This window comes from Iodidimonas gelatinilytica (genome assembly GCF_008579125.1).
GTDB classification, from domain to species: domain Bacteria; phylum Pseudomonadota; class Alphaproteobacteria; order Sphingomonadales; family Rhodothalassiaceae; genus Iodidimonas; species Iodidimonas muriae.
Genome location: NZ_BKCL01000005.1, coordinates 48,213 through 67,763, shown reverse-complemented (window position 1 = coordinate 67,763; position 19,551 = coordinate 48,213). Strand labels below are relative to the sequence as shown.

At 52.9% G+C, this 19,551-nt stretch carries 18 protein-coding genes, 1 tRNA gene and 2 pseudogenes; 7 read left to right on the top strand and 14 right to left on the bottom strand.

Annotation, left to right across the window (positions count from 1 at the left end; all coding sequences use genetic code 11):
* Positions 1-58: 58 nt before the first annotated feature.
* From JCM17844_RS17255 to JCM17844_RS08210, 3 genes and pseudogenes are all read left to right on the top strand, one after another.
* Positions 59-824, top strand: a pseudogene (locus JCM17844_RS17255) (competence/damage-inducible protein A).
* Between the two features lie 68 nt (positions 825-892).
* Positions 893-978: transfer RNA gene (locus tag JCM17844_RS08215), tRNA-Leu, on the top strand.
* A gap of 235 nt (positions 979-1,213) precedes the next feature.
* Positions 1,214-1,573, top strand: a complete 360-nt coding sequence (locus JCM17844_RS08210; RefSeq protein WP_150000514.1) for a hypothetical protein — start codon at positions 1,214-1,216, stop codon at positions 1,571-1,573.
* On the opposite strand, the pseudogene JCM17844_RS17250 reads toward JCM17844_RS08210, so the two are convergent.
* The 6 genes and pseudogenes from JCM17844_RS17250 to JCM17844_RS08180 all read right to left on the bottom strand — a co-directional run.
* A pseudogene (locus tag JCM17844_RS17250) lies at positions 1,532-2,503 on the bottom strand (recombinase family protein); the annotation flags it as partial. The gene JCM17844_RS08210 and the pseudogene JCM17844_RS17250 sit on opposite strands and share 42 nt — an antisense overlap.
* Entirely contained in the window at positions 2,496-2,735 is a 240-nt protein-coding gene (locus JCM17844_RS08200) for a hypothetical protein (RefSeq protein WP_150000513.1), read from the bottom strand. The pseudogene JCM17844_RS17250 and the gene JCM17844_RS08200, both read right to left, overlap by 8 nt.
* 161 nt (positions 2,736-2,896) lie before the next feature.
* On the bottom strand, positions 2,897-3,580 hold the full coding sequence (locus tag JCM17844_RS08195) for a vWA domain-containing protein (RefSeq protein ID WP_150000512.1): 684 nt from the start codon (positions 3,578-3,580) through the stop codon (positions 2,897-2,899).
* Positions 3,573-4,259, bottom strand: coding sequence for a hypothetical protein (locus JCM17844_RS08190; protein WP_150000511.1), 687 nt, complete (start codon positions 4,257-4,259; stop codon positions 3,573-3,575). Before JCM17844_RS08190 ends, JCM17844_RS08195 begins: the two co-directional genes overlap by 8 nt.
* An 8-nt stretch (positions 4,260-4,267) precedes the next feature.
* Complete coding sequence (locus tag JCM17844_RS08185) at positions 4,268-4,630, bottom strand: hypothetical protein (protein ID WP_150000510.1); 363 nt, start codon at positions 4,628-4,630, stop codon at positions 4,268-4,270.
* A complete protein-coding gene (locus tag JCM17844_RS08180) occupies positions 4,623-4,928 on the bottom strand; it encodes a hypothetical protein (RefSeq protein WP_150000509.1) in 306 nt (101 codons plus the stop codon). Before JCM17844_RS08180 ends, JCM17844_RS08185 begins: the two co-directional genes overlap by 8 nt.
* Before the next feature lie 89 nt (positions 4,929-5,017).
* Between JCM17844_RS08180 and JCM17844_RS08175 the strand changes: the two genes are divergently transcribed.
* The 4 genes from JCM17844_RS08175 to JCM17844_RS08160 all read left to right on the top strand — a co-directional run bounded on the left by JCM17844_RS08175 (position 5,018) and on the right by JCM17844_RS08160 (position 8,537).
* On the top strand, positions 5,018-5,611 hold the full coding sequence (locus JCM17844_RS08175; protein WP_150000508.1) for a hypothetical protein: 594 nt from the start codon (positions 5,018-5,020) through the stop codon (positions 5,609-5,611).
* A complete protein-coding gene (locus JCM17844_RS08170) occupies positions 5,608-6,369 on the top strand; it encodes a hypothetical protein (protein ID WP_150000507.1) in 762 nt (253 codons plus the stop codon). Before JCM17844_RS08175 ends, JCM17844_RS08170 begins: the two co-directional genes overlap by 4 nt.
* Before the next feature lie 241 nt (positions 6,370-6,610).
* The gene (locus JCM17844_RS08165; RefSeq protein ID WP_150000506.1) at positions 6,611-7,126 is read left to right on the top strand and encodes an antirestriction protein ArdA; all 516 of its coding nucleotides are present in this window, start codon (positions 6,611-6,613) and stop codon (positions 7,124-7,126) included.
* A 106-nt stretch (positions 7,127-7,232) separates the two neighbouring features.
* Positions 7,233-8,537, top strand: a complete 1,305-nt coding sequence (locus tag JCM17844_RS08160) for a HEPN/Toprim-associated domain-containing protein (protein WP_150000505.1) — start codon at positions 7,233-7,235, stop codon at positions 8,535-8,537.
* Positions 8,538-9,013: 476 nt separating this feature from the next.
* On the opposite strand, the gene JCM17844_RS08155 is transcribed toward JCM17844_RS08160, so the two are convergent.
* The 8 genes from JCM17844_RS08155 to JCM17844_RS08120 form a co-directional block, all read right to left on the bottom strand.
* Positions 9,014-12,064 (bottom strand): type I restriction endonuclease subunit R, encoded by a 3,051-nt coding sequence (locus tag JCM17844_RS08155; protein ID WP_150000504.1) that lies wholly within the window; start codon positions 12,062-12,064, stop codon positions 9,014-9,016.
* A gap of 9 nt (positions 12,065-12,073) precedes the next feature.
* Positions 12,074-12,667, bottom strand: coding sequence for a hypothetical protein (locus tag JCM17844_RS08150; protein ID WP_150000503.1), 594 nt, complete (start codon positions 12,665-12,667; stop codon positions 12,074-12,076).
* Position 12,668: 1 nt separating this feature from the next.
* On the bottom strand, positions 12,669-13,919 hold the full coding sequence (locus tag JCM17844_RS08145) for a restriction endonuclease subunit S (protein WP_150000502.1): 1,251 nt from the start codon (positions 13,917-13,919) through the stop codon (positions 12,669-12,671).
* Positions 13,919-14,812: a GIY-YIG nuclease family protein gene (locus tag JCM17844_RS08140; protein ID WP_150000501.1), complete on the bottom strand. Its 894-nt coding sequence runs from the start codon at positions 14,810-14,812 to the stop codon at positions 13,919-13,921. The genes JCM17844_RS08145 and JCM17844_RS08140 overlap by 1 nt, the downstream gene beginning before the upstream one ends.
* Positions 14,809-17,028, bottom strand: a complete 2,220-nt coding sequence (locus JCM17844_RS08135) for a type I restriction-modification system subunit M (RefSeq protein ID WP_150000500.1) — start codon at positions 17,026-17,028, stop codon at positions 14,809-14,811. Before JCM17844_RS08135 ends, JCM17844_RS08140 begins: the two co-directional genes overlap by 4 nt.
* Entirely contained in the window at positions 17,018-17,209 is a 192-nt protein-coding gene (gene mads1 / locus JCM17844_RS08130; RefSeq protein ID WP_150000499.1) for a methylation-associated defense system helix-turn-helix domain-containing protein MAD1, read from the bottom strand. Before mads1 ends, JCM17844_RS08135 begins: the two co-directional genes overlap by 11 nt.
* Positions 17,210-17,763: 554 nt before the next feature.
* A complete protein-coding gene (locus tag JCM17844_RS08125) occupies positions 17,764-18,063 on the bottom strand; it encodes a hypothetical protein (protein ID WP_150000498.1) in 300 nt (99 codons plus the stop codon).
* Positions 18,056-19,546, bottom strand: coding sequence for a type IV secretory system conjugative DNA transfer family protein (locus JCM17844_RS08120; protein WP_150000497.1), 1,491 nt, complete (start codon positions 19,544-19,546; stop codon positions 18,056-18,058). The genes JCM17844_RS08125 and JCM17844_RS08120 overlap by 8 nt, the downstream gene beginning before the upstream one ends.
* Between the last annotated feature and the right edge of the window lie 5 nt (positions 19,547-19,551).

Below are 19,551 nucleotides of genomic sequence, written 5' to 3'. Positions count from 1 at the left end.
GTCCCATGGTTGTTTCTTTCCATATCTGTTCAAAGCGAAAACCGCTGGAGCGCCTTTGATGCCGGATAAGCTGAAATCCCCTGTAAAAGCCGCCTTGGTGGTGATTGGTGACGAGATCCTGTCGGGGCGCACGAAAGACGCCAATACTGCAACGCTGGCTTTATGGCTGAACGAGCAAGGGGTGCGTTTGGACGAAGTGCGGGTGGTGCCGGATGTAACAGAGCGAATCGTCGCGGCTGTCAATGAGTGTCGGTCACGGTTTCGCTATGTCTTTACCACTGGCGGTATCGGGCCAACCCATGACGACATCACCGCCGATGCCATCGCCAAGGCATTTGATGTGCCGCTTGTAGACCATCCGGAGGCAGTACGGCTTTTGGAAGCCCATTATCCAAAGGGGACTTTACCGAAGCCCGCAGGCGCATGGCCCGTATCCCCAAAGGTGGCACATTGATCGACAATCCCATCAGTGTCGCGCCGGGCTTTCAGGTGGATAATGTCTATGTGTTGGCCGGTGTGCCGCTGATTATGAAGCCATGCTGGAAAGCCTGCGCCATAGCCTGGATGGGGGGGCGCCCATGCGCTCTGCAAGCCTTACGGTTCCAATGCCGGAAAGTGCTTTGGCGGGCGATCTGGGGCGCATCGCAGATGCCGCCAAAGATGTGCAGATCGGCAGTTACCCTTATTACCGCGAGGGCCGTGTGGGGCTGCATGTGGTGGTGCGCTCGACCGATGAAAAGCGGATCAAGCAGGTGGTGGAGGACATCAAATCGGTGGTTTCGGGTTTCGGGGTCACGCCCGTGGATGATCCCCGCGAAGGATAATTTTTCTCAAAGAATTGGTGCTTCAAGTCTTTTCTCAAGGGGCAGGCTGTGGCATAGGAGTGCCGCGTGCCCGCTTGGCGGAATTGGTAGACGCAAGGGACTTAAAATCCTCGGCCTTTAGGCTGTGCCGGTTCGAGTCCGGCAGCGGGCACCATCTTGCTTTCTAGGGCCGAAAAATCCCCTAAGAGCTTGAACGGTAAGGAAAAATTAGCGGTTCGAAAGCCTTCATTTCGCTTGTATGCAAGCTGGTCTGCGAAGGTCAATTTCAGGACCGCGCGCTTATCCTCAAAGCGCGAAGAATTCCATAGTTTCAATGGGTTACCAAGGAAGTCCATGGCGGTTCGAAAGGTCCGCTTAAAGGTATCCTGTGGTCCGACTGGCAGGGTCGATTGTTCGACCAAAGCAGCCTTCTCCAGCTCCAGATCGCGCAGACGCGCCTCATAGCGCTCGATGAGCGTTTGACTGGAGGTTTCCAGGGTACGGTCAACAAGCGTTTCGATCTTCGCATCGACTTCGCGAATCTTGTGGGTCAGCGACTTGCGTTGCTCGACAAGGCGCTCGCCATGCTTTTCCCAGAGGTCTTTGAGCATGGTGTGGACAAATTCAAAGAGCTTGCGCGTCGGCGTTGCCGTCGCGAGCAGCATCTCAAAATCCTTCTCGATGTCCGCCTTGCGGATCGACTTACGGTGACTGACGCACTCTTTGTTGTGGCACTCATAGTAGACGTAGTATTTCTTGCGCCCCTTTGAGCGCCCACCCGTGAGCGGGCGATCGCAATCGCCGCAAAGAACGAAGCCACGCAGCGGCATTTCTTCGCGAAGGTCCTGGCGCACAGCCGCCGTAGCCGTGTTTGTCTTGCGACCAGCCAGGCGATCCTGAATTTTGCGGTAGGTGTGCAGGCTGATGATTCCATCGTGCTGCGCTTCACGCAGCTCGATGTCCCAATCAGGACGCTCGATATAGCCAGCGTATAGAACCTGGGTCAGCCATTCGCGAATGCGCTGAATGCGCACTTCGCCCTGCTTTGTATCCTTGGGGAAGTCAGGTTCAGATTCCAGATAGCGCTTCACTTCGCTGAGGGTCTGCAAACGCCCGTCAGCATAGCGTTCAAGCGCCTCTTGAAGGATTGAGGCGACAGGCTCATCGCGCACGAGAAGCTTTCCGTGCGGTCCGACCTTTTCGTATTTGAAGCCAATCGGTGGCTTGAAGACCCAATAGCCGTTCATCATCCGGCCCCACATGCGGTTCCGGGTTTGCTCGGCATTCTTCAGGCGATGATATTCGGCGAAGTTCACCGACATCATTTCCATCAGCCAGGCTTCAGATGTTTCACCAAACTGGAATGACGGGCATTCCAGGGTCGAGTTGGTTTTGGCCAGCTCGTCGCGGAACCACATCCAGATGCGGGTGTCACGCGCCAGGCGGCTGATATCTTCAATGATGATGACGTGAGGAACACGGCGATTGGCACGGAGATATTTTAGCATCTCCTCGCTTTGCGGGCGCTTGAGATCGCCGCCAGACGCATCGTCCTTATAAGTCGCAACGACCTCATAGCCTTTACTCTTGGCATATTCGAGGCACCGTACCTCCTGGCTTTCAAGGCCATGGCCTTCGGTTTTCTGCTTGGTATCAGAAACACGGCAGTAGATGACGGCAGGTTGCTTTTTCTCACTCATTGTTCAGCTCGGATATCATTGTTATTTCATCAGATTTTACATCATCCGAATCGGTTTCACTAGTTTTATCCCGTTGTTTATCAACGACTTTCTGAACGGCATCGGTGCCGTGTGCACGCGCGACAAAACTGTCGAGCAAGGCCCACATAACATCGATGAACTCGTCTTTTTTATCATCCGCGAGGTTAAACTCATCCAGTAGGGGCCGATATTTATCATAATCCGGTCCCATCTATTCCAACAAGCTGGCTTTCAAACGAAGCCAGTCCTCTACTTTCAGTATACCAAACTTGCTGGATTCAGTGCAAATAAAGCCCGGATTTCTGCGGCTTTCCGTATATTGAGTATTTTGAATATTCAGCATTTATCTGCTCCGTTTGTTTTGGTTTCAGGTCAGTATTTCGGGAAAGCCTGGAAGAAAGCGCCGGCTTGATCGGCCCATTGCGTCCAGGCATTGATGAGGTTCTGGGTGCGAGCGCGATCAGCGCCGCCGGTGGTTTCACCAATGCCGTAGAGGCTGATCCCACAGCCCTGAAGCACATCGCCGTTTGGCGCAGGCAAGGCGGCTTGACCGCTGGCCAGTTGCTCCGGGCTTGTTGCAGGCGAAGCTTCAATCCCGTCTGTGAACAGAGCGAGCGCCGTGAGGCGTGTGCCGCAGGACAAAAGCGCCGCTTCCTCTTCGAGAAAGGCGGTGATGTGCGTCGTGCCGCCCGCAGGCAGGCGTCCGCTCTCCACCAGGTCCGGCAGACTCGCGATCAATCGCTCCACACTTGCCGCAACACGGTGCGCAGGCATCCGACGGGAGATCGTGATATCCAGACGCAGCGGGTTTTCGCTTTGGCTGTAAGAACCAAAGGTGCGGATACGCAGTCGATCGCCATTACCCAGCGTGAGGATCATCTCCGCCGCTTCGCGACCGGCCTTGGCCGCCATGACATCGCTTTCGACGATGACGTTCGAGGTCGAGACATCGAGGGCGATCATAAGATCGCGCGAGGTGCGCTGATCATCTGCGAAGGCAGGCTGGCCCAAAAGACCCAGCAGCGCGCAGCCAGCGAGGAAAACAGATTTAGACATCAAACATCTCCACATCATCATTGATGAGACCGAACTCAGTGATTGCCACCGCGACCGCGATATCGAAGAGAGCGTCTTCGCTGATCGCCTGGTCGAGATCGGCCAGAAGGGTTTTGAGGGCAGGCACATCGAGCGTGCCGACTTCATCCGGCAGGCCGAGTAGCTTGGAACCAAGCCCAGCCAGCGGGTCACCATCTGCATCGGGCTTCAGAAGCGCAGCCGCTTGAACGACGCGGCGCGGGTAGCTCAGTGCGCGGTCAGCTTTTGCTGAAAGCATGGCGACCGCTTCGCGCACTGCCGATGCTGGCGATACGGATTCCTGATCCGCAAGCTGCTGAGCCGCCGCGCCAAGCGCTGCATCAGCAGCCAGCATTGTGGCTTTGAGCGCCGCCGACTCTTTGAAGCGCGTAAGGGCAGCGACAAATTCGCCAGCGAGCTTGAGAGCAAGGCCAATCAGGAAGTGACTGACCAGCACTGTCAAGAAGAACACACCGCCGAGGCCAAGTGTGGCAAAGACAAGGGCCACCAGGCCGCCATACTCGGCGAACAGGTCGCGCAGGAATGAAGCAAGGCTGTCATCCACAGCATCGCTGTCCGAGTCAGCGAGCCATGTATCGAGACCTTCAATCCCCGTAGAGGGATCGAACAGCACCGCTGCGGCGACCTCAAAGCTCGTCATGGCGACGATCAGGCCAAAGCCAGAAGGAACAGCACCAGGGCCAAGAGCCCAAGGCGCATCATCCAGCGATGGATCGCTTCGCTTTCTGGCTGCCGGGTAAGCACATGCAGGGCGACAATGGCGATCAACGAGCTGAGCGCCAGAAGCGTGATCGGCTGATTGCCGGTCCCGTCATCCAGCAGCGTCACCATGGTGTGGAGCATCAGTTGAAACTCCACAGCGAGCGCCGCTGCGAGAACCAATAGGATAAGAGGCAGGGCCGCCAGCCCGGCAGCAGCCAGGAGGAAGGCTTTACGGGCAGCACCGTGCAACGCGCCGATCATTTCAATCTGGTGCGGACGCAGGCGGGCGATGGCAGGAGACTTATTCATTTCCGGTCTCCGTTTCGCTTGCGAGGCGCAACAGCCGACCCTTGTCCGCCTTCAGCTTGGCGAAGGCGGGTGTGTCGTCATGCAGGGTAAGAAAGGCATGGAAGGCTTCGCTCAGCTCAGCCTGGTGTTGCTCGGCAACAGCTTTCGCTTCAGCCGCATTTTTCTTGGCGACTTTGAAAAGCTCGCGCACGGCTTCGGCAATCACTGCGTTGGACGGCTTTTGCATCTCGCGCAGTGCAGCGTCGAAAGCATCGAGTGCCGATGCTTTGTCGTGCTCAAATGTTTCTGCGCTTTGCATGTCTTCACCTCAAAGTCGGAGTGATCCGCGTTTTGAGGTTTATTATTGGCGCTCTGTCCGGTTAGTGTCGTGGCAGGAGGCTGGCAGGTATGCGGGATGCCAAGAAAGATATTGTTGTTCGCCGGAGTTATCGATCCGGCTTTCAACGAAACGCGATCCGAAAGGCATTAAGAGCGCGTTTTGACATCCTGAAAGCGCGTCAGTCCCGTTTTGGTCGCGGCAGATTCCGTTCTGCCATCTTTGATGCGCTGTCGCGTAACGCGGATACCATTAGGTATCCAGACGGAAAGCCTATTCTGTTCGGCGAAGATGCCATAACAGACAGTGACTTGCGCGACGCGCTCAGTCCCAATGCCGATCTCACTAAGACCTGGCAGACCAATGACCAGAAGGTCCGTCTTTATGATGCTTACCTCCAGCTCGTGGACGATACCTTTCCGTCAGCGGCGGCTATTTCGCAGCGTTATGAGAATGCCAAAGAAACACTTCAGGCGAAACGGAGCTATCCGGCAGATAGCTGGCAGGCGCGTGGGCGGAGTGTATCTCTCACGACATCCCGGCAGTATGGGCAGGTCCGGCCAATCTCAGCGATTTTGGCCTTGAAGATCACCCGGAATTCGCAAGCGCTTTCAAAGTACCGGTCGGTCCGCGCTTTGACGGAAAGCGCGCACGCCTGTCGGTGATCACTCCCCATACGGAGTTCAAAACCGGATACGTCCCCAATGCCGTCTACGTGTTCGGCGAGGTCTTGCCGGGGGGCTTCCGCCCGGTCAGCATTTTCATCTATCCAACAAAAGGCTTCTTTCGAGACCAGGGCTGCGTCGAGTCTTTTGGTCTCTACGATCACCAATCAAAAAAGCCAGAGCGCCGATCCGACTACCCTGTCTGGTTTGACAAGCACGTCACCGCATTCTTTCGAAAGCAAGAGCCGATCATTCTTGCCGGGATGGCCGCGCCCGGCTTTCACGGACTTGGAGAGGCATTCATAAATCAGGACTGGCGCGTCCGTATCGGGAAGCCAGGCCAAAAACAGATCGAGCGTCTTGAAAAGAACATCTTCGAAGATGGGAGGCTGAGTGCGGACAGCCCGGACCTGGACCTTGTCGGCTTCAGCCAGGCTCTTGGCAGCATTGATCAGTCGGTGCGCGTCTCACTCGACATGGCGTTTTTCGGCGTGAACGTACCTGCCAATGGAGCGCTAAAGTTTGAGCTTGCGCCCAGCCGTCTTCCTCTCGTGAACAATATCTTCTTCGATTTTGCAGGCGAACCCCTGACAATGCGCATCGCGCCTAACGGAGAGCCGATTGAACAGGTTGGCAGGGCATTCGATCCGCCCTGCCTTTTGCCGGAAACTCTTATGCTGGCGACCGAGTTGAACCTTGCACCGATCGTTTTGGAAAACCGACTGTGGGTTCCGAACAAATGGCCGTTCGCTGATTAGGCTTGCCTGTCAGCGGTCCATCGCTTGTTGGGCCGGTCCGTGATCAAGCATCAGTCCGCAAACATGGCCGGGCGCGCCAAACACGCAAGGGCCGCCCGCTCCATTCGCTCACTTAAGTTCGCTCCCGTGTTAGCCCGCGCGAGGCAAATGCCTCGCTTTGCACGTCCGGATTTTTCGCCCGGCCTTTCTCGTTCGCGTCCCGATCACGGGAGCAGACAACAGCGAGAAAGGACCAAGACCCATGAAACCCAATGCGAGCAACCGTTACCACGCCACACCCTATGACATCTCCGCCACCGGCTTTTACTTCGATACGTTGGAGGAATATCAGACCCGCGCCGCAGAGCACCGTAATGAATATGGCGATCCGGTCGAGGAATACGAAATCCAGTTTATCGATGGTGACAACTACCGCCTCTTCGACGCCATTGGCGTCAACCAGGCCAATCTCAAAGACTGGTTTGAGCGCTTCGAGGACATGGACGACGATGATGCTGTGAAGCTCATCATCCTGATTGAGCACTTCGGCTACAGCGTTGAGGATGCGGTCGATCGCATCAAGGACCTGCATCTCTTCGAGGGCACAGCAATCCAATACGCCGAGGAGCTGATCGACAGCACGGGCATGCTCGACCAGATGCCTGAGAACCTGCGCTACTACTTCGACACCGAAGCCTTCGCCCGCGACATGGTGCTTGGCGGTGATATCACCGAGGTCGAGATCGACGGTCACACCTATATCGCCGATGGGGTCTAAGGGCCCCGCGCTGAAGCCCGCCAGCAAATTTCGATTCTAGGCTAAATCCATGCTATTTTGATTACACTGAAGAGCTACTCAAAATACAATCAAAGACGAACTATATATGGGCACAGAAATCACACTCGACATTGCTGGCATTTCCATTGATTGGGCAAAGAACCATCCTGGGAATGATCACGGTAGTCTCTTTCACAAGGATGACTTGGGCTACTTTGTTTCGGATCAAACCGATGATGACGTCGACGAGAATGTGGAGGGCGCATCATTCGCGGAACAAGCTGCCTTTGTAAGGACACTCAAGGATGCACTTCCAAGGCTTGATCTTTTGGGGTTCACTATTGAGACCGTTCGTCGCGAATATATCTTATCTGCTCGGAATTGGTACTTAGAAAGAAAAGAGCTTGCGAAGGAATTTTCTGACGACGGTCTTTTCCCTAAACCAGTAAGGCCATTTCGTTTCGTCGAATTTCTTGATTTCATCCGAGAAATAAAAATTTCAGAGCTAAGTGACACGTTTATTTCAAGTATTGACCACGAAGATTCAGAAATTATGGGGCGCTTTTCTGATGAATCATTGAAGTTAAGAATACCAAATTATGATCCGACGGATACAAACGCCTGGAGCGAACTGAGTTATTTTGGGAGCTTGATTGGCTTCCTGCACCCGTATGCTATTCTCCGTCTTCTGGCTGAGAATACTGATAATCATTCAGCGCCAATCGTCTGGCAATTCGGCCCGCTGGTTGAAAATGGCTGGGCTGACGCCGCCGACTTCGTTGGGGGCCCTAAGCGAGAACAGACATTCCTTATCGCTACTGAAGGCTCTTCCGATACGAAAATTCTCAAGCGTGCGATTGAGATTCTGAAGCCCGAAGTCGCGGATTTTTTCAATTTCATTGATGTAACAGAAAGCCATCCATTTCCTGGAACTGGAAATCTCGTGAGGTTTGCTAGCGGTCTCGCAAAAATCGACATTCAGAACAAAACTATTTTTCTTCTCGACAACGACGCTGAGGGTTTGTCGGCGTTGAGTAAAATCAATGAGATGAAACTGCCGCAAAACATGAGAGTCATAAAATTGCCAGACCGAGATTGTTTCCAGCATTTCTCGACAATTGGACCAGAAGGTGAAGCCACGGCAGACATCAACGGACGTGCTGCTGCAATCGAGTGTTATCTTGATTTAACTGCGAAAGGTCTCCCGGTGCCCAGAGTGCGTTGGTCGATTTATAAGGAGGATATCGGAGGGTACCAGGGCGCGCTCGAGCAGAAGGATGCTTTCGCCAAAAAATTTTTCAAAGCTGCAGTGAAAGATGACAACTACGATCTGTCTGGCCTATCAGCGTTGCTTGAGCACCTTCTCGATGCCTGCACGGAAATGGCTTTTTCTCTCCGTTGTGATGGGTAGGTAATTGGCTTGGCTATTCTCCTTGTTGTGACAGCGGCAATACCAATAAGCTCTAATCATCAGTGTACTACCGGAAAACCCGGTCTTATTTAGACCGCAAGATGTGTGTGGTACTACCACACATCTTGGCAAGGGGCCCGCTGCGCGCCCCTGTGCAACCCCCGGCCTGTGGCTCCTCTTGGGCATTGAACCCATCCAGAGCCAGCAAAACGTATCGCCGTTTCACCACTCGCAAAGGAGCCTTCGGCGCTCCCCTGCACCCCATCCGCCAATGGGCATTTCATATCCCCTGGACCCTTGACCATTTCATGGAGACGCTTTCAGCGCGACCATAGTCATGGAGACCAACCGTACGCCGATTGGATGCCGATCAGGTCTTTCGCGACCCGATACCCACGACCAAACTCACGCCGTTTTGGATAGGCGTCAGCATTTCGCCGCTGAACCCCGACCGAGGACCGTCCTTGGATGTGTTGCTAATTTTCTTCGTCTTTTTTCAGACGTTGGTAAACGTCCCGGAGAAGATGCTCGGCAGCCGTCTCTCGGAACCTCTTATCATTCATCAATTTCGCAAAGATGGCTTCGTTGCCCTCCATGCGCTCAATGAATAACCCTTCGAGCATCTTATCAAACACAATAGCGAAATTCTCCATTGTATTTACTTCAGCGGCCGCTTTGAGAGTCTCATCGCCGGAAGCAGCTTCGGCCACTTGTTCAAAAAATAGCCTGTCTGCTTCTGTGAACTCTGTGCCAAATCTCTCATTGAGCCGGTCAATCAGCGAGGAAAGCGGTACGTTGTCTTCCTTCGCGGCTTTAGTGCCAACTTCGGTTGGGCCTTTGAGAGGTTCTGCTTCGCCATCAACCAGATCAATCGCCCCCTCGCTGATCTTCTGGAGCCTGTAGTATTCGAGCGCAACCTCATCTTCGAGGTCATACTTGCCGCTGTCTTCACGTTTAGGGAGCTTCTTAAGTAAGAAGCGGACAAACACGTAAAGCTTTTCAAGGCTCGTATCTTGATACGGAATTATCTGCGCAAGAAACGCGTAGAGTCTTCTATAGCTCTCCAGCTGAGCTTTACACTCTTCGCGGACTTTCTCGTCTAGGGCTTTGAAACGCTCCACTGATGCATCAATAATGGAATTAAGCTCTTGATGCTCAGAAGCGATGGTTTCTGTACGGGGGCGGAACCATACATTACCAAATGCATCTAGGTCGCTGGCGTCGAAAAGACGCCATTCCTCGATCTTGTGCTGAAGGTCATAAAGCTGGTGCGGATCAGTTGCTTCGCCAGGAGGCGTTACTTCGTAATAAGGCTTGAAAGCCTCATAGATTTCATCCGGCTCGTTCACAAAGTCGAGGACAAATGTATCCTCTTTCCCAGGAGTCATTCGGTTCAGACGCGAAAGTGTTTGGACCGCTTGCACACCAGCTAGTCGCTTATCGACGTACATTGTGTGTAGAAGTGGCTCATCAAATCCGGTCTGGTATTTATCTGCTACCAAGAGCACCTTGAAATCATCCGAAGCAAACTTCTCGGGAAGCTCGCGCTCTTTGATCCCGTTGTTCATCCCAACTTCTGTGAAGCTCACCCCAGGAACATCATCATCTTTTACTTCACCGGAGAAGGCGACGAGCGAGCGTATATCATCATATCCGTGAGTTCTGGTGTAGTCGTCAAAGGCACGCTTATACCGGACGGCATGAAGCCTTGATCCGGTCACAACCATTGCCTTTGCTCTTCCACCTATTTTGTGGCGGCTAGAAGAACGGAAATGCTCGACAATGATCTCGACCTTTTGACCGATATCGTAAGGATGGAGAGAAACAAAACGTCCGAGCGCTTTAGCGGCCTTACGTTTAGGGACTTCGGGGTCGTCTTCTATTTGGCGGACCAGTCCGAAGAAGCGTTTGTAGGTTGTATAGTTTTGAAGCACATCGAGGATGAAGCCTTCCTCGATTGCTTGGCGCATTGAGTAGTGATGGAAAGGCGGTCGATTCGTTGCCGGGTTCGGCTCGTTGAACAGTGCTTGCGTCTTAAATTTCGGCGTCGCGGTGAAGGCGAAGAAGCTTAGGTTGGGTTGGCGTGGTCGCTTCATCATTTCGGCAACGAGCGCCTTCTTTGCGGCCTCTGTTAAGTCCTCTTCCTCCTCAAGGAATTCGGAAGCGATCGCGTCTTCAATCCCCGACTTATTTAGAATTTTGCGCAGCTCCATCGCCGTCTCTCCCGACTGGGATGAGTGAGCTTCATCTACAATAACGGCAAAGCGCTTGCCTGTTGTATCAAGATCAACAGTTTCACCCTGCTTGCCCATGGTATCGATGGCCTGGGCGACAAAAGGAAATTTCTGGATCGTTGTGATGATGATTGGAACGCCGCCCGATAGCGCTCTGGTTAGCTGCTTTGTGTCCTTATCGATCTTCTGGACAACGCCTTGCTTGTGTTCAAACTGATAGATTGTGTCCTGTAGCTGTTGATCAAGAACCCGACGGTCCGTTACGACGATGACAGAGTGGAAGACTTTTTCGCTGCCACCACCGTCGTGCAGGCTCGATAATCGATGCGCAAGCCAGGCTATGGAATTGGATTTCCCTGATCCTGCGGAATGCTGCACTAGATAATTATGACCTGAGCCATTCTTACGCGCATGGCTTACAAGGTTTCGAACCGCATCTAATTGGTGGAAACGCGGGAATATCATTTTCTCGCGCTTTACGACCTTAACGCCTTTGGCCGTGATACGACGCTTTTCTTCGACCTGAAGATGAAGAAAGCGAGCAAGAATATCCATTAAGCTGTCAGCTTTCAGGATATCTTTCCAGAGATAGGCAGTGCGGTAATCGTCGCTATTGGCAGGGTTTCCGGCTCGATTTTCATCACCCTTGTTGAAAGGCAAAAAGAATGTTGAGCCACCCGCCAGACGCGTTGTCATGAAGGCAAGATCAGTATCGACAGCAAAATACACTAAGGCCCGCTCTTTGAAGCGGAATATGGGTTCACTTGGGTCGCGATCATATTGGTATTGGCGGATCGAGTGGTGCACATTCTGGCTGGTAAACTGATTTTTCAGTTCCAGCGTGACCACCGGAAGTCCGTTGACCGCAAGGACCATATCTAGCGAGTCATTTGGGCGCCGCTCACTGAAATGCACCTGGCGGGTGACAGTAAGTCGGTTCTGCTCATAGCGCTCCCGTGCTTCCGGATTCATTCCTGTATTCGGCGCGAAATAGGCTATTTCGAACGTCTTGCCATAGCACTTGAAGCCTTTGCGCAACACGTGCAAAGCGCCTTTATTGCCAAGCTCACGCGTAAGCGCAGATAACAATGCATCCTCGGCTTTTGCCCCGTGCAAGTCTTTGATCGCTTGCCAACGGGCGGCTTGAGTGCGTGCAATGAAGTCGATCACCTCACGCGAAAACAATGCGAACAAGGGATCGAAGCTTTTCGCATCGCCCTTGCAATAGCCTCCGTCGTTAAGGAGTGAGGCTTCAATAGCGTCTTCAAATCGTGCTTCGGTGTGCTTGTTCATTCGCCCCTCCTAAATCTCGTCAGCCATGTTGTTTTCGAGATCGCCAAGGGCGAGCCCATCTAGGGCGTCATAATGGTAAAATCGAATGGCGGGATCGGCCCGAAGATACTTGCCATCTGCATCAAGATATGCACCTGGATTGGTGTTTGAGCTGAACACGAACTTCTGCACAAATAGCGCATGGCTGTGTCCAAAGTAATGTTCCAAAACTCGTTTCATGGATCGCAACCAATTCGCTCCGGCATCAAGCTGGGCCTTGATGCCCGTTTGATCGATCCCGTTAGACTTAAACTCTATCAGATATGCATAAATGCCGAGCGACATGCGATGAAACACAACGAAATCGCATTTGCGTGCCCAGGGTTTTGCATCATCATCGAGAAATCGGAAAAGGCGAGGGTCGTCGCCTTTCTTCTTGGCTTTCAAGTCAAGGTTGACTGAGAAAGCCTGGCCCTCAAACGGGAATGTTACGGTTAGTGCCTTTGGCACGCCGTCAATCTTCTCTTTGAGGGTGACCGAACCATTTTCGCCCGTGTCCTGAATGAAGTCTGGGTTGAGACAAGCCTTTATATGGCCAAAATAGGCATCCGTCGTCAGTGCCATGCTACGTCACCTCGAGCTCGCCGGTAACGGCTTTGGTGATGATGGCAGCGCGATATTCTGTAAGCCGATCAATGGCGCGTTCAATAAGGCTTCTTGATTTGTCTATGTCCTCAATGCCGGATTTGATCTCCCCGACGATGGCGGCCTGCTCGTCAATGGGCGGAATGAGGATTGGGAATGCACCAAGCGTTTCTCTGTTTACTTTGGGCATTGCGACGCGGAGGCTCTCCATTACAGCGAATGAAGTAAAATGATTACTTAAAAGCTGAAAAAACAGAAAATTGTTATCGAGAGAATCTGAGGGGATGATCGGATACATGTCCGCGCTGCAAAGCGCATCAAACGGGGAAATGCATACCTTGGCGAGTAACGGGCGTATCTTGCTATACACGACTGTTCCAGCGGCGAAGTGATACTTGCCGCTGATTGCTCCTTGCTGTTCCGCTGGCGGCGGTTCGTCGAGAACACCAGTGCCAGATTCTATAAAGTCAGGGGCTATGAGAGGAAGCTTCCCAAACTCTTCTTCGGTTGGATCAACTTGACCGCTGGGAATCTGGCAGCGCCATTTGAAAGACACTACTTCCCAATGGGCGGGAACTTGACCAAGCCAATCGATGCAACTGGATTTCATGGGCGCGTTCGGATTGAGGCCCTTGGTGACTGCACGCGTGATCAGTGCTGATCTTTTTTCCGCCAACAATTTAAGCAAGTTTCGCTTCTTCGCGATCAGGTCATCGATTTCGCCACAGCGTTGGTCGAGGTAGGCCACGATTTTTTTCTGTTTACTAATGGGCGGACACAATGCTCTTTCAGATTTGAGCAAGCCTTGACTAAGGTTTGGTTGACCCCCACCCATAGAAAGCGAAATCAAGTCCGCTCTCCGATGTAAAAGCCAATAAAAGAGGTAACGGTTTTCAATCTCATCAGAGTGTTCAAAAACGCAACAAGCCTGGTTACATGCTGCATCAACGGATATAATTCCCAGCCGCCCTATGGTTGCACCGTACATGGCAATCATCAAAGAACCAGGGCCGTAAATTCTAAGAGCTGAGTGATCAGCAAGCGCCAAGTGTGTCACGTTGACTTTGGTTTTTTCTATGTAGTTTTCGCGCAGCTCAGATGTTGTTACCCAAGGAATTCCATCTAGTTCGTCATAGTACTCGGTGGCTTCAGAGCGTGGCGTCGTTCCGCTGCCGATCCTGTGATATGCATGAGCAAGTTTGCGATATTTCCAATTGGCGTCGGTGTTCATTACTTCACCTCCAACCGTTCTGCTTCCCAATCCTTATATGTCTTGGTGCTGCCTTCGACCTTCCATTCGACTGTACCGTTAGTTGGACGACCATTGACGACGGCACCTGCGGCGCTAGGGCTTCCGAAGGCAAAATTTTGATCAAACTTTAGCGTCTCACCAGCTGGCACCAGGACTCCATTCTCAACCAGCTCCGCGTATAATCCGGAATAGGATGATTGCTGTGACGCGTTGCTCCACTCAGACCTTGCGAGGGAGCCTTCAAGCACCACAAAATCGCCATCCTCAATGATCGCGCGCGCATGAAGCCCATGCTTTCTAGTTACGAGTTCGAAAACAGGAGAGGCAGCGTCCTTCAAATCCTCTCTTGTTAGCTTAGGCCGTTTGTTCTGTTTGAAAGCGTTCACACCGATCGCGGGCAGAACCATCAGGAGGTAATCCAAGAACCCTTCCATGTTCGCACGCTCGGCCTCTTTCAACGATGGACGAGAAGGGGTGTTGCCGTTTTCGAGCGCTATCCGACCGATGTTTTTGGCTTCCTCAACAAGTCTCGCCTCGAGATACTTAATGTGCGCCTTGTTTAGCGAATTCGCTTGAGATGTGACGAGGATCGCCTTTGTCCACCAGTCTTTCTTCGCTTCATGACTTTTAATTCGATCGGACATATCCTCCCCTTCGCCGATATAGGCGAGGTCTGATCCATCCTTTTCGCCAAAAAGCAGATACACGCCGGTGTATTGTGCCTCTGGGCGCAGGAGAGACTCCGTAATTTGGGTGCGTGGCGTGGCCAAAACGTGGCCAGTCCAATTGAACACTTCGGCGGTCAACATACCGTCCGGCTTGCCGCTGACGAAGTACAGTTCCAGTGTCTGCCCTCGGCTCGGTTCGGTCATGATACGACCTTCTTCAGCTGAGCGAGGATATCCTTTTCGAGCGCATTGATATCGGCTTCGATTGCTTCCAGTTCTCGCGGTGGCTTGTAGACATAGAAATGCCGATTGATAGGGAATTCGTAACCCACTTTGGTCTTGGAATGATCAATCCAAGCGTCTTCAACATACGGAGTAACTTCACGCGCGAGATAGTCTTCACAGTGGTCGCGCACGAGTTCCAGAAGCTTCGAGTTGTCGGCTTTTCGGTCGTAATCAATCGGCAGTTTCGCCGGAGCATTCTCAGGCAAAGGCACCAGCTCTACGTCACGCAGCTCGGAATCCGGCTCTATCTTTGTTTTCTTTGCGTCCTTGAAACAGATATTCGCAGAAGGATCGCGTTCACTAAGCGCACTAACAATGGCTTTGCTTATGTTTGAAGGGACCTTTGGCAGGACATCGGAAAGCAGCCCATCAATGTGATCCGAAAATTCATCTCGATTTTTGAATAACTGATCACCCACCCCAGCTTTGAGTGCAGCCATTATGTCTGCCTGATGAGCCTCGCCGGCACTGACTTCAGCGTTATAGGCTTCACTGCCAAACTTCTTTTTGCTTTTGGCCAGATTTTGGAACGCTGTTTCTTCGGAAACCCGGCTCAGGCGCTCCTCAGAAAGTTGAAAATTCAGTCGTAGCGGGCGTTCAACGGTTATTCGTAGATAGCCGAACTCGTGATTATCAAAGATACGACAGCACACACGATCTTCCCACTCTTCTGTGTTACCATCCTTAACGAGGACCCGCGCGGTCGCGCCATCTTCATAGTCACCGTAAAGGCGGGCGATATCGCCGATCTGGTCAGGGTCGCCATCTTCTGTGCCAGCGATACGGTTGCGCTTATCGCCTTTGCTCTTCGTCATTTTGACGAAATGGCGGGACGCATCGATTAGTTGAACTTTGCCGCGCCTGTGCTCCGGCTTCCGATTGGAAACAATCCAAATGTAAGTGAGGATACCAGTATTGTAAAAAAGCTGGTCTGGAAGCGCTACAATTGCATCAAGCCAGTCGTTCTCAATAATCCATCGGCGAACATTGCTCTCGCTTGGCCCTGGATCACCATTGAATAGAGGTGAGCCATTGAACACGACCGCTATCTTTGAACCTTCGCCGCCATGTTCTGGTGACGGATGCATTTTGGACATCATATGCATTAGGAACAGTGTGGCACCGTCGCGAATGGCCGGAAGCCCAGGGCCGAACCGACCAGCAAATCCGAGCTCGTCATGTTCTTTCTTGACCGCATCTTCCTGCGGCTTCCATTCGACGCCAAAAGGTGGATTGGCGAGCATGTAGTGGAAGCGCCGATCTCGGTGTCCGTCGTCAGTTAGCGTGTCATCGAACACGATATTATCGACGGCCTCATCTTTGATGAGCATGTCAGAGCAGCAGATTGCCCAACTTTCAGCGTTATACTCTTGGCCGAAAAGTTCTAAGTGCGCCTGGTCATTCTGACTTTTGATCACGTCCTCTGAAACAGATAGCATTCCACCTGTACCGCAGGTGGGGTCGTAGATTGTCCGCACGATACCAGGCTTGTAGACGTCTTCTTCGTCAGTGTAGACAAGGTGAGCCATAAGGCGGATCACCTCACGTGGTGTAAAGTGGTCCCCAGCTTCTTCATTAGCTTGTTCGTTGAAGCGCCTTACGAGTTCCTCAAAGACGTCGCCCATATCGGCATTATCCAAGTCGTCTGGATGAAGCTTGATTTTGGGGTCAGTGAATTCCTTTACGATAAGGAATAGTCGGTTTGACTTGTCGAGCTTCTCGATCTCCGCTTCAAACTCAAACCGTTCAAATATGCGCCGCGCGTTCTCAGAAAATCCATTGATGAACGATACAAGGTTGGTTGCGATATTCGGTGGGTCCCCAAGCATTTTTTCGAACGTAAATGAACTAACATTATACAAAGGCTGCCGACGGCCTTTTGCAGCTTTTCGCGCAAGTACCTTATGAAGCGCATCGCCCTCCAGTCCCTGAGCTTCAAGTTTTTTATACTCTGCAATGACCGCATCTTTTGTAGGCTGGAGCAGTAAGTCCAGCCGACGTAGCACCGTCATAGGAAGCATGACCTTGCGATACTGAGGCGGTCGGTATGGGCCGCGAAGTTTGTTGGCAATTTCGAAGACAAGGTCGATAACTGCGTCTTTATTATTGGCCAAGTGCGCCCCCTTAATTTTCATTCTTTGGATCGAGACGCTTTTGATCTTCAATCCACTCGTCGATTTCACTTTTCTGGAACCGCCAAGACCCACCGACTTTGAAGCCAGGTATCTTACGCTCTGAAGCAAGGCGGTAAGCGGTTTTCTCTGTAATTCGTAGGTATTCCGCCACTTCTTTTATCGTCAAAATGTCGGTTTCCATGGCGATTCCCAATCAAGTCTTGGTGAGAAAATTACGGCAATTTGAGAAAATTTTCAATTCGAAAGCTTGATCGCTTCACAACTTAAGGGCCAGCCCCTCAGCGCACTTCAAGAAAAATAGAGGGTTCCCGAGGCTCGTTAGGCCTGCGCCCGCCGTCGATTTTGCTTTCCGTTTGCACACCCCGTTTTCGGCAAAGGCCAGGGTTGCAGGCGGCAACCTATTTCCAATTAAAGAGAAAGGCGGACCGGATCAGCGGTCCGCCTCAGCGGTACTCGGTGATCGTCGCGCTTGTTTATTTGTGGCGAGCGATCGCGTTGAAGATCGTTCGGCAAACGGTTTGCGCGGTTGTTTCGCGCTCGAATGCCATTTCAAATCGGATGAAGAAACGCATGTGGTCCTCCTCGGGTCTTATTTTCCAAGGCCCCGACCATCGGAGCCTTTTGTGACCCCCGATCCCCATACTCACCAGGTAAAAAGGCACCGTATGGGAGCTTGGAATAGGGACCGAGTAAGCAGGACCCCGTTGTCACTTCAGCCATGAGTGCTTCGTGCGCCTAACGGCGGCGCAAATCCGGCGAAACGTCATTCTGCTTTTTCGCGATCGTGTAAGGCAGATAAACAAAAAAGAAGAGCTGAAGGCCGCCAAGGACCTGAAGCGGGCCGATAATGGCCGCCGCAAAACGGCCAGCCGTTGCCCAGCTCTCCGGGAATGGAAAGCCGACAAAACCGGCAAAAGCCCATTCGAGAACGGGTGCGCCGATTACCGTAAGGACAATTCCGATAAAGAGCTTCCAGTGGATACGAAACTTGGTGCGGAGACCCATCTCCGCAATTTCTAAAGGACGATCAGTCATATTTGCCTCCAAATAATTCCTTGTGCTGAGGATCGAAGTAATTGGCGCGCACCACCGCAATCGGGTGCTCGCCAGGGATGGACAGGAGCGCTCGCCCCGTGCCGCGCGCGAAGAAGCGACGAACCTCGTCGGGCCGCAGCAGCGGCGTGACGGTCACGGACCGGTTGAGCCCGATCTTGCCTGCACCGCGTTCGCGGTCGGTCAGTTCGGGAAGGGACTGGCTTAGGTTCTCGGTTTCACCGCAGAGCTTGGAGATGTAGGCGCAGGTCGCTTCATCACTGCTTCCGAAGTTCTGGATGATTCCGGTGTTACCTAGGAAGGTTTGCCAGCTTCGCGGATAGTCCCGCTGGAGCTGACTTAAATCCTGAAGCACGGTCCACAGCTTCACGCCGTATCCGGCCATTAGACCGGCAGCGCTTTCGATGACATCCATGTGCCCAAGCACCGGAAACTCATCAAGCATGAACAGCACCGGCCAACCATTGACCGTAGCTTGCGTCTCCGAAACGTTAGGAACCGCTTCCATTCGGGCGAGCGCCACCATCAGCAGCAGACGCAAAAACCGGCTATGGGTGCGCAGCCGACGTGCAGGCAGACACAGATAGACCGTGAGTCCGGCCTCACTGTTCTTGAGCGCATCGATATCAAACGTCGAACGCCCAAGCCCGCGCATCATTGCAGGGCTGGCGAGGAAAGCGGTTTGCTCAAGCGCGGTTGAGAGCACTGATGAGCGCTCATTATCCGACTTGGCGATCAGGCTATTGGCTGCCTGTGTACAGAAGCCGCCGGTTTCCTGCATGCGGTCAATCAATCCGCCTTCACCGTAAAACTCATCCTCTGGCAAAGTGATCAGCTCACGCACATGCGGAAGGGTGCGCTCGCGCCCGATACATCGCAGCGCCACATACAGGATAACGCCGTGCAGGAAATTTCCCGCTGAATCCGTCCAGTGTTTACCGGTTCCGGCTTCAGGAACGATCAGCGCATTGGCTAAAAGACCAGCTTCATCGACAGCGCTTTCATCTTCCGGGTCGATGATATCGAGCGGATTGAATGCCGCCAGGTCGCTCTCCGGGATACCGCTATCGCGAAAAGGATCGATGATTGCGACCTGCTGGCCCATTTCCCGGCGGCGGCGCGATGTGATGCGCGCCAACTCGCCTTTGGGATCATTAGCGAAGACAGAGCCCGGATAGAGCAACAGGTTCGGCACGATAAAGCTTGTGCCCTTACCAGATCGCGCCCCGGCGATGGTGACGCCATGCCGGTCATCAATCGGCATGCCGACGTAATGCGGACGCTTGGTTCCAGGCAGATATCCCAGGAACATCGCATTCTGTGTCTTCGCATCGAAGGGCAGCGCTTGAGCGGTTGAGTGCGGGCTCAGCCAACGGGATGTGGCCTGCGGATCGAGTTCGAGCGTGTCGCTAAACCCGCGCGGGGCCATCAGGACATCGCCTGCGATTTCATTTTTTCCGAACATGGTTT

Bases quoted from the DNA above. Each gene is read 5' to 3' on its own strand.
- JCM17844_RS08160 (WP_150000505.1), top strand. From the start codon at position 7,233: ATGGGCACAGAAATCACACTCGACATTGCTGGCATTTCCATTGATTGG.
- JCM17844_RS08125 (WP_150000498.1), bottom strand. From the start codon at position 18,063: ATGACTGATCGTCCTTTAGAAATTGCGGAGATGGGTCTCCGCACCAAG.
- JCM17844_RS08135 (WP_150000500.1), bottom strand. From the start codon at position 17,028: ATGAAAATTAAGGGGGCGCACTTGGCCAATAATAAAGACGCAGTTATC.
- JCM17844_RS08185 (WP_150000510.1), bottom strand. From the start codon at position 4,630: ATGAATAAGTCTCCTGCCATCGCCCGCCTGCGTCCGCACCAGATTGAA.
- JCM17844_RS08175 (WP_150000508.1), top strand. From the start codon at position 5,018: ATGCGGGATGCCAAGAAAGATATTGTTGTTCGCCGGAGTTATCGATCC.
- JCM17844_RS08145 (WP_150000502.1), bottom strand. From the start codon at position 13,919: ATGAACACCGACGCCAATTGGAAATATCGCAAACTTGCTCATGCATAT.
- JCM17844_RS08165 (WP_150000506.1), top strand. From the start codon at position 6,611: ATGAAACCCAATGCGAGCAACCGTTACCACGCCACACCCTATGACATC.
- mads1 (WP_150000499.1), bottom strand. From the start codon at position 17,209: ATGGAAACCGACATTTTGACGATAAAAGAAGTGGCGGAATACCTACGA.
- JCM17844_RS08180 (WP_150000509.1), bottom strand. From the start codon at position 4,928: ATGCAAAGCGCAGAAACATTTGAGCACGACAAAGCATCGGCACTCGAT.
- JCM17844_RS08150 (WP_150000503.1), bottom strand. From the start codon at position 12,667: ATGGCACTGACGACGGATGCCTATTTTGGCCATATAAAGGCTTGTCTC.
- JCM17844_RS08200 (WP_150000513.1), bottom strand. From the start codon at position 2,735: ATGGGACCGGATTATGATAAATATCGGCCCCTACTGGATGAGTTTAAC.
- JCM17844_RS08140 (WP_150000501.1), bottom strand. From the start codon at position 14,812: ATGACCGAACCGAGCCGAGGGCAGACACTGGAACTGTACTTCGTCAGC.
- JCM17844_RS08195 (WP_150000512.1), bottom strand. From the start codon at position 3,580: ATGTCTAAATCTGTTTTCCTCGCTGGCTGCGCGCTGCTGGGTCTTTTG.
- JCM17844_RS08155 (WP_150000504.1), bottom strand. From the start codon at position 12,064: ATGAACAAGCACACCGAAGCACGATTTGAAGACGCTATTGAAGCCTCA.
- JCM17844_RS08120 (WP_150000497.1), bottom strand. From the start codon at position 19,546: ATGTTCGGAAAAAATGAAATCGCAGGCGATGTCCTGATGGCCCCGCGC.
- JCM17844_RS08190 (WP_150000511.1), bottom strand. From the start codon at position 4,259: ATGACGAGCTTTGAGGTCGCCGCAGCGGTGCTGTTCGATCCCTCTACG.